General features: G+C 71.7%; 14 protein-coding genes. 6 read left to right on the plus strand and 8 right to left on the minus strand.

Annotated features, from left to right (window positions below; genetic code table 11):
- Positions 1-261 precede the first annotated feature (261 nt).
- Positions 262-717 carry a DUF192 domain-containing protein gene (locus ASG87_RS06535; RefSeq protein WP_056002636.1) on the plus strand — a complete coding sequence of 152 codons (456 nt, stop codon included), beginning with the start codon at positions 262-264 and terminating at the stop codon, positions 715-717.
- 230 nt (positions 718-947) lie between these two features.
- Here ASG87_RS06535 and ASG87_RS06540 read toward each other — a convergent pair whose 3' ends face one another.
- Positions 948-1,142, minus strand: coding sequence for a rubredoxin (locus ASG87_RS06540; RefSeq protein ID WP_056002639.1), 195 nt, complete (start codon positions 1,140-1,142; stop codon positions 948-950).
- Between the two features lie 95 nt (positions 1,143-1,237).
- Between ASG87_RS06540 and thiE the strand changes: the two genes are divergently transcribed.
- From thiE to ASG87_RS06555, 3 genes are read left to right on the plus strand one after another with little or no spacing between them, the layout of a single operon-like run.
- Positions 1,238-1,873 (plus strand): thiamine phosphate synthase, encoded by a 636-nt coding sequence (gene thiE, locus ASG87_RS06545; protein ID WP_056002642.1) that lies wholly within the window; start codon positions 1,238-1,240, stop codon positions 1,871-1,873.
- Positions 1,870-3,156 carry a glutamate-1-semialdehyde 2,1-aminomutase gene (gene hemL, locus ASG87_RS06550; protein WP_056002645.1) on the plus strand — a complete coding sequence of 429 codons (1,287 nt, stop codon included), beginning with the start codon at positions 1,870-1,872 and terminating at the stop codon, positions 3,154-3,156. Before thiE ends, hemL begins: the two co-directional genes overlap by 4 nt.
- A complete protein-coding gene (locus ASG87_RS06555) occupies positions 3,153-3,767 on the plus strand; it encodes an HAD family phosphatase (protein ID WP_082582798.1) in 615 nt (204 codons plus the stop codon). Before hemL ends, ASG87_RS06555 begins: the two co-directional genes overlap by 4 nt.
- Before the next feature lie 28 nt (positions 3,768-3,795).
- Here the strand turns inward: ASG87_RS06555 and ASG87_RS06560 are convergent, their stop codons facing one another.
- From ASG87_RS06560 to ASG87_RS06585, 6 genes are all read right to left on the minus strand, one after another.
- On the minus strand, positions 3,796-4,215 hold the full coding sequence (locus ASG87_RS06560) for a VOC family protein (RefSeq protein WP_056002648.1): 420 nt from the start codon (positions 4,213-4,215) through the stop codon (positions 3,796-3,798).
- Positions 4,216-4,284: 69 nt separating this feature from the next.
- Entirely contained in the window at positions 4,285-4,719 is a 435-nt protein-coding gene (locus ASG87_RS06565; RefSeq protein WP_056002649.1) for an HIT domain-containing protein, read from the minus strand.
- Complete coding sequence (locus ASG87_RS06570; protein WP_056002651.1) at positions 4,716-5,951, minus strand: acetylornithine/succinylornithine family transaminase; 1,236 nt, start codon at positions 5,949-5,951, stop codon at positions 4,716-4,718. The genes ASG87_RS06565 and ASG87_RS06570 overlap by 4 nt, the downstream gene beginning before the upstream one ends.
- 502 nt (positions 5,952-6,453) lie before the next feature.
- A complete protein-coding gene (locus ASG87_RS06575) occupies positions 6,454-7,818 on the minus strand; it encodes a sigma-54 dependent transcriptional regulator (protein ID WP_056002653.1) in 1,365 nt (454 codons plus the stop codon).
- Between the two features lie 226 nt (positions 7,819-8,044).
- Positions 8,045-8,863, minus strand: coding sequence for an NAD(P)-dependent oxidoreductase (locus tag ASG87_RS06580; RefSeq protein ID WP_056002656.1), 819 nt, complete (start codon positions 8,861-8,863; stop codon positions 8,045-8,047).
- Positions 8,864-8,897: 34 nt separating this feature from the next.
- The gene (locus ASG87_RS06585) at positions 8,898-9,503 is read right to left on the minus strand and encodes an LON peptidase substrate-binding domain-containing protein (protein WP_056002659.1); all 606 of its coding nucleotides are present in this window, start codon (positions 9,501-9,503) and stop codon (positions 8,898-8,900) included.
- A gap of 138 nt (positions 9,504-9,641) precedes the next feature.
- On the opposite strand from ASG87_RS06585, the gene ASG87_RS06590 reads away from it, so the two are divergent.
- A complete protein-coding gene (locus ASG87_RS06590; RefSeq protein ID WP_056002661.1) occupies positions 9,642-10,574 on the plus strand; it encodes an ABC transporter ATP-binding protein in 933 nt (310 codons plus the stop codon).
- Entirely contained in the window at positions 10,571-11,986 is a 1,416-nt protein-coding gene (locus tag ASG87_RS06595) for a hypothetical protein (RefSeq protein ID WP_056002664.1), read from the plus strand. The genes ASG87_RS06590 and ASG87_RS06595 overlap by 4 nt, the downstream gene beginning before the upstream one ends.
- A gap of 3 nt (positions 11,987-11,989) precedes the next feature.
- Here ASG87_RS06595 and mpl read toward each other — a convergent pair whose 3' ends face one another.
- On the minus strand, positions 11,990-13,438 hold the full coding sequence (gene mpl, locus ASG87_RS06600; RefSeq protein ID WP_056002667.1) for a UDP-N-acetylmuramate:L-alanyl-gamma-D-glutamyl-meso-diaminopimelate ligase: 1,449 nt from the start codon (positions 13,436-13,438) through the stop codon (positions 11,990-11,992).
- Positions 13,439-13,502 lie beyond the last annotated feature (64 nt).

Here is a 13,502-nt window from a genome sequence, read left to right on the forward strand (position 1 = left end):
AAGACCTTTCGTCCCGGGTGAGCCGCCCATTCTACATCCATCTTTCGGTCCGTCAACACCTGCTGCGAAGAAATTTTGCGGCGAGGAGGTGAGGAAGAAACCTTCGCGAGAGGACGCCTCGTCGAAGGGGTGCGAATCATAGCGCCGACCCGTCCCGCTGTGAAGGGGGGAAGAACGCTTTTTCTCGCGATGGTGTCCTGCAACGGCGTACGGGGCGGCGCCGCTACACTTCGAGGCATCCCACCCGACGGATGAGATTCCATGAAGCGATGGCTCGTGCCTTCATTCCTGCTGTCCGCGCTGGCCGCCTGCGCCACGGCATCGGCGACGCAAGCGTCGCCGACGGTGCGCCTGCATGGACACACGTTCTCGATCGAGCTGGCCACCGATGACGCCAGCCGCGCGCAGGGACTGATGTTCCGCACCGAACTGGCGGCCGACCGCGGCATGCTGTTCGTGTTTCCTTATACCGACCAGCAGGCGTTCTGGATGAAGAACACGCTGATACCGCTGGACATGCTCTATTTCGACGACCGGCGCGCGCTGGTCTCGATGCAACTGGACGTGCCGCCTTGCAAGGCCGATCCCTGCGCGACCTATCCTAGCAATGCGCCTGCGCGCTACGTCCTGGAGCTTCCCGCGGGGACGGTGGCGCGCATCGGCGCGCAACCCGGCGACGTGCTCGAGGTGAAGGGCGAGATCGGCCCGGTGCGCTGAACCGGCGAACCGGCCAGGTCGTGCCGGCAGGGCAAGCCGGCGCGGTACGGCATGAGTGCTTCGACGGACAGCCGCTCCAGGGCATCCCAGTCGTCCTCGAACGGGATGAACTGCTGCATGATTCGACTCCTCGATGACCGCGTCCCGCTGGACGCAGGTCCATCAAAGCAAACGGCCCGGCCCGGGCGATGACCGGATCGGGCCGTTTGCGGGCAGAGCGGAGTGCCGGATCAGTCGATCTCGATCATCTCGAAATCGTCCTTGGTCGCGCCGCAGTCCGGGCAGGTCCAGGTATCAGGCACGTCCTCCCAGCGGGTGCCCGCGGCGATGCCCTCGTCGGGCAGGCCCAGGGCCTCGTCGTAGATGAAGCCGCATACGACGCACATCCATTTGCGCAGGGTGGTTTCGGTGGTGCTCTGATTCATCGGTGCGTCGCTTGCCGTCTGGTGAATGCCGCATTCTCGCAACTCGCCCGCCATTGCGAAAGCTTCCCGTCCCCCAAATCCAACCGGCGATCCCCATGATTCCATTGCATCCCCACGGCCTCTACGCCATCACCGACGGCCCGCGCGCCGACCTGCTCGACGCCGTGGCGCAGGCGCTCGCCGGCGGCGCGCGCCTGCTGCAGTACCGCGACAAGACCGACGATGCGCCGCGCCGCCGGGCCGAGGCGGCGGCGCTCAAGCGGCTTTGCGCCGCGCACGGCGTGCCGCTGATCGTCAACGACGACGTCGCGCTGGCCGCGGCCGTCCAGGCCGACGGCGTGCACCTGGGCGAGCGCGACGGCGACATCGCCGCGGCCCGCGCGGTGCTGGGCGAGCGGGCCATCGTCGGCGCGTCCTGCTACAACTCGCTGGACCGTGCGCGTGCCGCTGCCGCCCAGGGCGCCAGCTACGTCGCCTTCGGCGCCTTCTTCGCCTCGCCGACCAAGCCGATGGCGCCGCACGCCTCGCCCGAGCTGCTGCGGCAGAGCGCCGCGCTGGGCGTGCCGCGGGTGGCGATCGGCGGCATCACGCCGGACAATGGCGGTTCCCTGATCGACGCCGGCGCGGACTACCTCGCCGTGATCTCGGCGGTCTTCGGCGCGGCCGACGTACGCCGCGCCGCCCGATCCTTCGCCGACCTCTATTCCAGCCACCGAGAATCCCGCCCATGACCAACCACGAACTCTTCCAGCGCGCCCGGCAAGTGATCCCCGGCGGCGTGAATTCGCCGGTGCGCGCATTCAAGTCGGTGGGCGGCGAGCCGTTCTTCACCGCGCGCGCCGACGGCGCCTACCTGTGGGACGTGGAAGGCAAGCGCTACATCGACTACGTCGGCTCGTGGGGCCCGATGATCGTCGGCCACAACCATCCCGCGGTGCGCGAAGCGGTGGAGCGCGCGGTGGCGGGCGGGCTGTCGTTCGGCACGCCCTGCCCTGCCGAAGTGACCATGGCCGAGACCATCACGCGCCTGATCCCGTCGATCGAGATGGTGCGCATGGTCAACTCCGGCACCGAGGCAACGATGTCGGCGATCCGGCTGGCCCGCGGCGCCACCGGCCGCAGCAAGATCGTGAAGTTCGAGGGCTGCTACCACGGCCACGGCGACAGCTTCCTGGTGAAGGCCGGCTCCGGCGCGCTGACCTTCGGCGTGCCGACGTCGCCGGGCGTGCCGAAGGCGAACGCCGACCTCACCCTCACCCTGCCGTACAACGACCTGGAGGCCGCGAACGCCCTGTTCGCCGAGCACGGCGCGGACATCGCCGGCCTCATCATCGAGCCGGTCGCCGGCAACATGAACTGCATCCCGCCGGCGGACGGCTATCTGCAGGGCCTGCGCGCGCTGTGCACGCAGCACGGTGCGCTGCTGATCTTCGACGAGGTGATGACCGGCTTCCGCGTCGCGCTGGGCGGCGCGCAGGCGTACTACGGCATCACGCCGGACCTCACCACCTTCGGCAAGATCATCGGCGGCGGCATGCCGGTGGGCGCGTACGGCGGACGCCGCGACCTGATGGAGCAGATCGCCCCCGCCGGCCCGATCTACCAGGCCGGCACGCTGAGCGGCAATCCGATCGCGATGGCAGCGGGCCTGGCGATGCTCGAACTGATCCAGGCGCCGGGCTTCCACGACCGGCTCGCCGCGCGCACGCGGCTGCTGTGCGACGGCCTGCAGGCGGTGGCCGACGGCGAAGGCGTGCCCTTCAGCACCAACCGCGTGGGCGGCATGTTCGGCCTGTTCTTCGCCGGCGGGCAGGTGACGAGCTATGCGCAGGCCACCGCGGCCGACAGCGCCCTGTTCAACCGCTTCTTCCACGGCATGCTGGAGCGCGGCGTGTACCTGGCGCCGTCGGCGTTCGAGGCCGGCTTCCTGTCCAGCGCGCACAGCGACGAGGACCTGGCGGCGACCTTCGAGGCGGCCCGCGGCGCGCTGCGCGAGGCGAAGCGGCACGCGTGAATCCCGCGATCCGCTGCGTGCTGTTCGACCTGGACGGCGTACTGGTCGACTACGACCGTGACGTGCGCGTGGGGACGCTGGCGCGCCTGACCGGCCGCACGTCCGCCGCGGTGCGCGCGGCGATCTACGCCTCAGGCATCGAGGAGGACGCCGATGCCGGCGTGCTGGATGCGCAGGCCTATCTCGACGCGCTGGGCCGCGAGCTGGACACCGTGGTCGTCGCCGCCGACTGGACCGCCGCCCGGCGCGCAGCGACCCGCGCGCGCAGCGAGGTGCTGGCGCTGGCCGCCTCACTTGCGGACCGCGCCGCGCCTGGCCTGCTCACCAACAACGGCTGGCTGATGGCGCAGCAGTTGCCGGCGATCGTCCCGGAACTGTTTCCGCTGTTCGCCGGACGCGCCTTCTGCGCGGCGCAGTTCGGCGCCGCCAAGCCGGCGGAGCAAGCCTATCTGCGCTGCCTGCAGGCGCTGGATGCGCTGCCGCAGGCGACGCTGTTCGTCGACGACAACCCGGCGAACGTGGAAGGCGCCCGCGCGGCGGGGCTGCACGCGCATCGCTTCACCGACGCGGCCGGCCTGCGGCAGGCACTGGCGGGGTTCGGCCTGTCCTGAGCCGCTGCCGGCACCCGCGGACGGCGGATTACCAGCTACCGGTATTGGGCATCGAGGCCCACGGCTCCTGCGGCGGCAGGCGGCCGTCCTGCAGCAGCTCCACCGAGATCAGGTCCGGGGAGCGCACGAAGGCCATGTGGCCGTCGCGCGGCGGACGATGGATGGTGTAGCCCATCGACTGCAGCCGCGCGCAAGTCGCATAGATGTCCTCGACGCGGAACGCCAGGTGGCCGAAGTTGCGCGCCGAGCCGTAATCCTCCTGCGAGCCCCAGTTCCAGGTCAGCTCGATTTCCGCCTCGGGGCTTTCCGGCGCCGCCAGGAACACCAGGGTGTACCTGCCTTCGGGCACTTCGGTGCGGCGCACCTCGCGCAGGCCCAGTCCTTCGCAATAGAAGCGCAGCGAGGCGTCCAGGTCGCGGACGCGCACCATGCTGTGCAGATACTTCATGGAATCACCTTCGATCGGGTTCGACGGCCGCCCATGGTAGCGGCTGCCGCGGCAGGGCCGCGCGAACGGCTAGTGCGACGAAGGCTCCAGCCGCGCCCGCAATGCCTGCGCCAGCGCATCGAGCTGCGCAGCCCCGCCGTGCGGCGGCGGGCCGGGATAGACCTTCATCAGGCCGTCGCCCGGCTGGCGCGGCTGCACGTGCAGGTGGAAGTGGAACACTTCCTGGCCGCCGGCCTCGCCGTTGGACTGCCACAGGTTCAAACCGGGCGGATCGAGCTCGGCGCGCAGCGCCCGCGCCACCCGCACCGCGGCCTGCATCACGCCGGCCGCCTCGCCCGGGGCCAGCGCGTAGATGTCCGGCACGTGCCGGCGCGGCACCACCAGCACGTGCCCGGGCACGGCCTGGCGCAGGTCCATGAAGGCCAGCACGCCGCCTTCGTCCAGCACCAGGCTGGCCCGCGCGGCGCCAGCGGCGATCGCGCAGAACGGGCAGGCCGCGGTCACGCCGCGGCGAAGGCCGCGAGGGCGGCGTGCAGGCGCGCGAGGCCTTCCGCCACCTCGTCGTCGTCGATGGTCAACGGCGGCACGAAGCGCAGCACGTCGGGCCCGGCCTGCAACAGCAGCAGGCCGTGGGCGGCGGCATGGTCGAGGATCTCGCCGGCCCGGCCCTTGTACGCATCGGCCAGCACCGCGCCGATCATCAGGCCACGGCCGCGCACCTCGGCGAACAGGCCCAGCTCGCGGTCGATCCGCGCCAATCCGGCGCGCAGGTCGTTCGCCTGCCGCTCCACGTTCATCAGCACGCCCGGCGAGGCGAGCTTGGCAAGCGCCACCCGCGCCACCGTCGCCGCCATCGGGTTGCCGCCGAAGGTGGTGCCGTGGGCGCCGAACTGCATCACCTCGGCCACCTGCGGGCCGACCAGCATCGCGCCGATCGGGAAGCCGCAGCCGAGCGCCTTGGCCAGGGTCACGATGTCGGGCACGACATGGTCGTGCGCGTGCGCGAACAGGCTGCCGGTGCGGCCCATGCCGCACTGGATCTCGTCGAGCACCAGCAGGGCCTCATGCCGGTCGCACAGTTCGCGCACGCGCTGGAGGAACCCGGGCGCGGCCGGCAGCACGCCGCCCTCGCCCTGCACCGGCTCCAGCATCACGGCGGCGATGCCGCCTTCGGCGAATGCCGCTTCCAGCGCGGCGACGTCGTTGAAATCGAGATAGCGGAAGCCCGCCGGCAGCGGCTCGTAGCCCTGCTGGTACTTCGGCTGCGCGGTGGCGGTGACCGTGGCCAGCGTGCGGCCGTGGAACGAGCCCCTGAAGGTGACGATCGTGCGCTGCTCCGGCGGGCGCCCCTTCGAGGCCGCCCATTTGCGCACCAGCTTGATCGCCGCCTCGTTGGCCTCCGCGCCGGAGTTGCACAGGAACACCCGTTCGGCGAACGGCGCGGCGCGCACCAGTTCCTCGGCCAGCCGCAGCGGCGGCTCGGTATAGAACACGTTGCTGCTGTGCCACAGCTTCTGCGCCTGCGCGGTGAGCGCGGAGAGCAGGTCGGGATCCTGGTGGCCGAGCGCGTTCACGGCGATGCCGGCGCCGAAATCGATGTACTCGCGGCCGGCGGTGTCCCACACCCGGGCCCCGCGCCCATGGTCGAGCACCAGATCACGCGGCTTGTACACCGGCAGCCAGTAGCGTTTGCCCAGGTCGGTCAGCGATGGGGCGGCCGGCGCGGATTCGTGCATGTCTTGCTCCAGGTGCCGCCTGCGCGCGGCACCGTCAGGTTCGTCGAAGGGAAGCCGCCGCGGCCGGTGCCGGGCGGATCGCGCACATCGTAGAACCTGCCCCCGGCATTTGCACGGAGCCGGCGTCCATGCCGGCGCGGGCTGTAATGCGGACAGCGTATCGCTTCCGTGACACCCGGCCACGGCGCCGGGCAGCCGCGCCAGCCTTGGCGATACGACCATCGGCGACGGTCGGCAGGTGTACAGGACATGCAACAGTGCCGTCCCGCCCGCGGACGCCGGCCGGCCGCGCAAGCCCCGCCGGCACGGCGCCGGGCGGCCTGGCACGGCCGTTGCTCGGTTCAACGGAGAAGCCGACCGGAGCAACCCCATCCGGCGGCGGCGTGGGCGGTAACCCGGCTTCCCTGTGCCGGGCACCAGCGGATCCCCCGGCCCGTCCCCTGCGGGCCGGGGGACTCCCTTGGATGGAGCGCCGGCTTCGGGAAACGCATTCCGCCCGGCGTCAGCGCAGGTCGTCCAGCGCCAGCCGGTGCTTCTTGCACAGCCGGTACACGGTCACCCGCGAGATGCGCAGCCGGCGCGCGCATTCGCTGATGTTGAAGCGGCTCTCGCGCAGGCAGGCGATGATCGCGTCGCGCTCGGCCATGGTCCGCGCCTGGCCCAGCCCGGCCGGCTCCTCGTCGGCGCGGCCGTTCTCGCTGCCGCCGTGCGGCAGGTCGAGATCGCCCGCCTCGATCATCGCCCCCTCGGCGACCACCGCCGCGCGCTGCACCCGGTTGAGCAGTTCGCGCACGTTGCCCGGCCAGGCGAACTGGCGCATCGCGCGGCGCGCCGCGCTGCTGAAGGTGCGCGGACCGCCGCCGTGGCGGCCTTGGAAGGTGTCGAGGAAATACTGCGCCAGCAGCACCACGTCGCCGTCGCGCTCGCGCAGGGGAGGCATCGGCAGCCGCAGCACGTTCAGGCGGTAGTAGAGATCCTCGCGGAAACGCCGCGCCGCCACCGCCTTCTCCAGGTCCACGTGGGTGGCCGCCAGCACGCGAACGTCGGCGCGGATCGGCCGGCTGCTGCCGACCCGCTCGATCGTGCCCTCCTGCAGGAAGCGCAGCAGGCTGGTCTGCGCGTCCAGCGGCAGGTCGCCGATCTCGTCGAGGAAGACGGTGCCGCCGTCGGCGCTTTCGAGGTGGCCGATCCGGCGCACATTGGCGCCGGTGAAGGAGCCCCGCTCGTGGCCGAACAGCTCCGACTGCACCAGGTTGGAGGGCAGCGCGCCGCAGTTGATCGCCACGAACGGCCGCGCCGCGCGCGCCGAAAGCCGATGCAGGGTGCTTGCCGCGATCTCCTTGCCGGTGCCGGTCTCGCCGGTGATCAGCACCGGCAGCTCGGCCGGCGCGTATTTGCGCAGGCTCGCGTACATCGCCAGCATGGGCGGGCTGCGGCCGACCATGCCCGGCATGTCCGGCTCGATCGCCGCCGACGGCGCCGGCCAGCCTTCGCTGAGCCGGGCCAGCGCCTCCAGCAGCCGCGGCATGTCGATCGGGCTGGTGAAGAAATCCAGGCAGTCGTGCAGGATGCGCGCGGCCAGCGGCTCGTGGGCCGGGGTTTCCGCCGAGATCAGGGCGATCCAGGGCAGGCCCGGATGCTCGACGATCGCCCGCTCCATCGCTTCGATCGCGCGGCCGTCGCCCTGCCTGAGGTCGGCCAGCGCCACCACCGCATCGCCCGGGCGCAGCCCGACCCTGCCGCGCAGCCCTCCCGCATCGGCGACGCGCACCGGCCAGCCCGACCGCGCAAGACTCCCCTGCTCCGTCCCGCTGGGCTGCCCGAACCAGATGACGCAACGCCTGGCCGTGGATTCAGTCGTTCCCATATCGCCACTCCCGCCCCCCGGAACCGTGTCGATCGGCCGCCCAGAGGGCGGCCGGCACTTCCCCATTGCTCCGAATGAGAAATGTGATACGCATCGCAGATTATACGTTTCACGCCGTTTGCGGGAGCCGTGCGAAAGCCCGGTTGCGCCGGCGCAACCGCGTGCGCGGCGCCTTGTCCTACAGCGGACGCCCGAGCGGCTCGGCCATGTGGCCGAGGGCATGCGTTCAGTCGAGGAACAGGTCCGGCAGCAGGGCGGCGCCCGGCTGCACGGCATAGGCGCCGAAGTCCTCCACGCCGGCGGCGCGCAGCACCTCTTCGTCGATCGCGAAATGGCCGCTGTACCCGCGCGCCGGCCGCACCAGGATGGCATGCGCCGCGTCCGCGACGATCTGCGGCGTGCGGCAATGCTCCGCCTTCACCCCGTCGATCATCGCGATCGCCGCGGTGGCGATCACCGTGCGCGGCCACAGCGCGTTGACCGCGATGCCCAGCGGCGCAAACTCCGCGCTCATGCCCAGCACGCACAGGCTCATGCCGTACTTGGCGATGGTGTAGGCGGTATGCGGGGCGAACCACTTCGGATCGAGGTTCGGCGGCGGCGCCAGCATCAGCACGTGCGGGTTGGCGGCCTGCTTCAGATAGGGCAGGCAGGCCTGGGTGACCAGGAAGGTGCCGCGGGTGTTCACCTGGTGCATCAGGTCGAAGCGCTTCACCGGCGTGTCGGCGGTGCCGGCCAGCCAGATCGCGCTGGCGTTGTTGACCACGATGTCGATGCCGCCGAAGTGCTCGGCCGCCTGTGCCGCCGCGGCCTCGACCTGGTCCGCCTCGCGGATGTCGAGCTTCAGCGCCAGCGCCCTGCCGCCGGCGGCCTCGACCGCCGCGGCCGCCGTATGGATGGTGCCGGGCAGCTTCGGATTGGCCACGCCGCTCTTGGCGGCGATCACGACGTTGGCGCCGTCGCGGGCGGCGCGCAGCGCGATCGCCAGGCCGATGCCGCGCGAGGCGCCGGTGATGAACAGGGTCTTGCCGGCCAGGCTGGTCATGGTGTGTCCCGTCGGGATGGAGGAATGCAGGGCGTCAGCCCTTCTGGAAGCGGGGCAGGATATCGCGCAGCTCGGCCAGCCGCCGCAGCGGGTCGGTCAGCTCCAGCAGCAATTGCTGCTCGTCGGTCGCCAGCGGCAGCAGTTCGGCCAGCCGGAAGCCGAGCCAGCCGGCATCGTCGTAGGCACTGCGCGGCGCATCGCGCCAATGCGGCGCCATCGTCTCGATCAGCCGCTCCAGGATGCCCTGCAACAGCGCGAACTCCACCGGCACCGGCTGGTGCGGCTCGTCCGGCCACAGCACCGCCTCGCCGCGCAGCAGGCCGTCGGCGCGGGCGCGGCAGCGGGCGACCCGGAAGCGTTCGCCGCCTTCGGCGACGATGCCGAGCAGACCGTCCCCGCGGCTGTGGAAATCGGCGATCCGCGCCACCGTGCCGATCGCGGTCGGCACCGCCGGCGCGCCGCTCTCGCGCCCGCGCAGGATCAGGCAGACCCCGAAACCGCTGCCGCGGCGCGCGCATTCGCGCACCATGTCCAGGTAGCGCGGCTCGAAGATGCGCAGTTGCAACCTTCCGCCCGGAAACAGCACGGTGTCCAGCGGGAACAGTGGCAGGTCGATCGACGGGTCTTTCGCGGCGGCCATGCGCGCAGTGTAGCCAGCGGGCGCCGCAGCGGGCATCGCCGGGGCGACGTCGCCGGATGATCGGTGACAGTCGTCACTGGACGATCCGCGCCGCAGCGGCCACATTGCGGCGCACGACCGGAAAGGGGAAGTCTGCGCATGTCGAGCACCGCGATGGCACCGCCCGTGGCCGCCGCGCCGGAACCCGCCGCGCAGGCGCGGCGGCCGGTGCTGTGCGTGCGCGGCCTGCACAAGTCCTTCAGGAAGCGCGAGGTGCTGCGCGGCATCGACTGGGACGTGCCGGCCGGACGCGTGATCGGCCTGCTCGGCCGCAACGGCGCCGGCAAGACCACCCTGCTGCGCTGCCTGCTCGGGCTGTCGCCGATCGATGCCGGTACGGTGGAGCTGTTCGGCGAAGCGATGGCCGAGCCCGGTGGCGAACGCCTGCACCGCATCGGCTTCGTACCGCAGACCTTCGACCTGTTCCCGTGGATGAAGGTGCGCGCCTATCTCGATTTCACCGCCGCGTTCTACGCGCGCTGGAACCACGCGCTCGCCGCGCGCCTGCTCGCCGACTGGCAGCTCGACCCGAAGCAGAAGATCGGCGAGCTGTCGCAGGGCCAGCGGCAGAAGCTGGCGATCGTGCGTGCGATCGCGCCCGAACCCGACCTGCTGGTGCTGGACGAGCCGGTCGCCAGCCTCGACCCGCAGGCGCGCCGCGCCTTCATGGCCGAGCTGCTGGAACTGATGCGCGCGCCGGGCAAGACGGTGATCTTCTCCACCCACATCACCGCCGACCTGGAGCGCGCCGACGCCGACATCGCCCTGCTGCGCGACGGCGCGATCGTGTTCACCCGCCCGCTCGGCGAACTGCGCGAGCGCATGAAGCGCGTCGTGCTCGCCCGCGCGCAGGGCTGGACCCAGGCGCCCGCCGTGGCCGGCCTGCTCAAGGCCACGCTGAAGGGCCCCGAGGCGCAACTGCTGGTGGAAGACCCGCAGCCGGACAGCCTGCAGGCGCTGGCGGAACGCGAAGGCGCCGCCCTGCGCATCGAGCAGCCCACCCTGGAAGACCTGTTCGTGGAACTGGCATGAGGGCGATCTGGCAGTTGTGGCTGCTGCCCCTGCGGCATGCGCCGCTGGCCGCCGCGCTGCTGCAATCGATCTGGCTGGCCGGCGCGGTGGCGCTGGGCAGCGTGCCGTGGACGGGCGAGGCTGCGGCGTGGATGGCGGCGATGCTGATCGGCGCAGGCATCTGGCTGTGGTCGATGCTGCTGGGCATGGACCTGCGCGGCGTGTGCCAGCCCGACAGCCTGCTGCTGCCCGGCTTCCGCCGACGGCTCGCCGGGATCGGGCTGCTGCACCTGCTGCAATGGGTGCTGCTACCCACCGCGCTCGGCCTGCTGCTGGGCGTGCCGCATGCCCTGCTGGCCGGTGCGCTGCTGTTGCTGCTGGGCGCGTTCGGGCTGGCCTCGGGCAGCGAGCGCTACCTCAACCTGCTGGTGTGGGCGCTGTTCGTGCTGGCCGGCTGGAAACCCGGCCTGGCGGTGCAGGTCGCCCGTGCGCTGGCCGCCTCGCCCTGGGCGGTGCCGCTGGCGCTGCTGCTGGCCGTCCTGTTGTTGCGGCTGGCGCTGCGCAACCTGCTGCACGTCGAGGACCGCGAGATCGACAGCTCGCCGCTGGAGAACACCCAGCTCGGCCGTTCGCGCCTGCGCGGCGCCGACGGCGCACCGGCGCGCCGCGGCGCGGTGGGCAAGCGCATCCTGAAGGTGTTCGACGCCACCGCGCAGTACGCCATGGCGCAGGCGCTGGCACGCTGGCGCGCACGCCCTTCCGCGCAGCGGCGCATGGTGCTGGTGCGCCGGCTGCTGCTGCCGCACGACAACCCGCAGGCCATCGCGCTACGCCTGGTGCTGGTGGCGGTGCTGGTGTCGTTCTACGTGGTCGTGGCGATGCACCGGCAGCACTTCAACGCGGCGGCCGTGGGCGCCTACGCGATCCTGCTGGGCCTGACGCGCTTCCCGCGGCTGGGCCAGGGCATGCGCCGCATGCGGCCCAACCTCGCCGACCTCTACCTCACCCTGGCGCCGGCCACCCGCGCCGACTACCAGAAGACGCTGACCGACGCACTGCTGGTGCTGGTGCCGATCACCGTGCTGACCACGGTGGCCTACACCGCGCTGGGGATCGTGTTCACCCACGCCGCCGCGCCGTGGCGCATGCTGCTGGACGCGCTGCTGGTGGGCACCGGCGCCAGCCTGGTGGCGCTGGCGGTGCACCTGATCGGGCCGGAAGGCCGCCTGGGCCGGGCAGTGGTCGACATCGCGGTGACGCTGGGCGCGATGGCTACCTACTGGGGCGGCTACTGGCTGCTCGGGGTGCTGGGCTACGCCATCGGCGGCGCTGCGCTCGCGCTGGTCACGCTGGGTTTCGGCATCGCGGTGTGGCTGGGCGCACAACGCGAATACCAGCGCCGCACGCCGTGCTTCGACGCACCGCTGGAGTGAACCTCAGCGTCCGCCCAGCCGTTCGACGAAGCGCCGCGGCGCGTTCTCGAAGCCGCCGTTGGACATGAACACCACGTGGTCGCCCGGGCGCGCTTCGGCGCGCAGCGCGGCGAGCAGCGCATCGACCGTGGGCGCGGTGCGGCCGCGGCCGTCCAGGGCGCCGGTGACCCGGTGCGCGTCCCACGGCAGTTCCGGGCGGTGCAGGAACACCACTGCATCCGCGTCGGCCAGCGAAGGCGCCAGCGCGTCGGCGTGCGCGCCCTGGCGCATCGAGTTGGAGCGCGGCTCCAGCGCCACCAGGATGCGCGCCTTGCCCACCTTCGCGCGCAGCCCGGCCAGGGTGGTGGCGATGGCGGTGGGGTGATGGGCGAAGTCGTCGTACACGCGCACGCCGTCCGCCTCGCCCACCACTTCCATGCGCCGCTTCACGCTCTCGAACGCGGCGAAGGCCGGCAGCAGCGCACGCGGATCGGCGCCCGCGGCGGCGGCGGCGGCCAGCGCGGCCAGCGCGTTCATCACGCTGTGGCGGCCGAGCAGCGGCCAGCGGATCTCGCCCACCGGTTCGCCCTTGCGCGTCACCCTGAACACGCTGCCGTCGGCCTCGACCAGCTCGGCCTGCCAGTCGCCGCGGCCGATGCCGAAGGTTTCCACCGGCGTCCAGCAGCCCATCGCCAGCACCTCGGCGAGGCGCTCGTCGTGCGCGTTGACGACCAGCCGGCCATTGCCCGGCACGGTGCGCACCAGGTGGTGGAACTGGCGCTGGATCGCGGCGACGTCGGGGAAGATGTCCGCGTGGTCGTATTCGAGATTGTTGAGGATGGCGATGCGCGGCCGGTAGTGCACGAACTTCGAGCGCTTGTCGAAGAACGCGGTGTCGTATTCGTCCGCCTCGATGACGAACGGCGCCGCCGCCCTCCCTTCTCCCCCCGGGAGAAGGTGGCGCGGAGCGCCGGATGAGGGTTCGGGGCCCGCGTGTGCCAACGTGCCGCCCAGCCGCGCCGAGACGCCGAAGTTGCCCGGCACGCCGCCGACCAGGAAGCCCGGCGCCATGCCCGCGCTTTCGAGCAGGTGCGCGAGCAGGCTGGTGGTGGTGGTCTTGCCGTGGGTGCCGGCCACCGCCAGCACCTCGCGCCCGGCCAGCACCGTCTCGCCCAGCCATTGCGGGCCGGAGACATAGCGCAGTTGCGCGTCGAGCATGTACTCCACCGACGGGTTGCCCCGCGTCATGGCGTTGCCGACCACCACCAGGTCGATTCCCTCGCGCCCCGGCGCCGGCTGCAGGTGGCCGGCCGCATAGCCTTCCATCAGGCGGATGCCGAGCGCCTCCAACTGGTGGCTCATCGGCGGGTAGACGTTGGCGTCCGAGCCTTCGACGTCCAGGCCGAGCTCGCGTGCAAGCGCGGCGACGCCGCCCATGAAGGTGCCGCAGATGCCGAGGATGTGCAGACGCATGGATGACCCGTTTCGATGGAGCAGGCCGGCGCCGCGCCGGCCCAAAAGCAGCGGGCCGCCTTGC

It is taken from the genome of Frateuria sp. Soil773, assembly GCF_001428405.1.
Lineage (GTDB): Bacteria > Pseudomonadota > Gammaproteobacteria > Xanthomonadales > Rhodanobacteraceae > LMSL01.

Excerpts from the sequence above, each read along its gene's own strand:
- ASG87_RS06585 (WP_056002659.1), bottom strand. The coding sequence starts at position 9,503 with ATGGCCGCCGCGAAAGACCCGTCGATCGACCTGCCACTGTTCCCGCTG.
- ASG87_RS06535 (WP_056002636.1), top strand. The coding sequence starts at position 262 with ATGAAGCGATGGCTCGTGCCTTCATTCCTGCTGTCCGCGCTGGCCGCC.
- hemL (WP_056002645.1), top strand. The coding sequence starts at position 1,870 with ATGACCAACCACGAACTCTTCCAGCGCGCCCGGCAAGTGATCCCCGGC.
- ASG87_RS06595 (WP_056002664.1), top strand. The coding sequence starts at position 10,571 with ATGAGGGCGATCTGGCAGTTGTGGCTGCTGCCCCTGCGGCATGCGCCG.
- ASG87_RS06560 (WP_056002648.1), bottom strand. The coding sequence starts at position 4,215 with ATGAAGTATCTGCACAGCATGGTGCGCGTCCGCGACCTGGACGCCTCG.
- ASG87_RS06590 (WP_056002661.1), top strand. The coding sequence starts at position 9,642 with ATGTCGAGCACCGCGATGGCACCGCCCGTGGCCGCCGCGCCGGAACCC.
- ASG87_RS06575 (WP_056002653.1), bottom strand. The coding sequence starts at position 7,818 with ATGGGAACGACTGAATCCACGGCCAGGCGTTGCGTCATCTGGTTCGGG.
- ASG87_RS06570 (WP_056002651.1), bottom strand. The coding sequence starts at position 5,951 with ATGCACGAATCCGCGCCGGCCGCCCCATCGCTGACCGACCTGGGCAAA.
- mpl (WP_056002667.1), bottom strand. The coding sequence starts at position 13,438 with ATGCGTCTGCACATCCTCGGCATCTGCGGCACCTTCATGGGCGGCGTC.
- ASG87_RS06540 (WP_056002639.1), bottom strand. The coding sequence starts at position 1,142 with ATGAATCAGAGCACCACCGAAACCACCCTGCGCAAATGGATGTGCGTC.
- thiE (WP_056002642.1), top strand. The coding sequence starts at position 1,238 with ATGATTCCATTGCATCCCCACGGCCTCTACGCCATCACCGACGGCCCG.
- ASG87_RS06580 (WP_056002656.1), bottom strand. The coding sequence starts at position 8,863 with ATGACCAGCCTGGCCGGCAAGACCCTGTTCATCACCGGCGCCTCGCGC.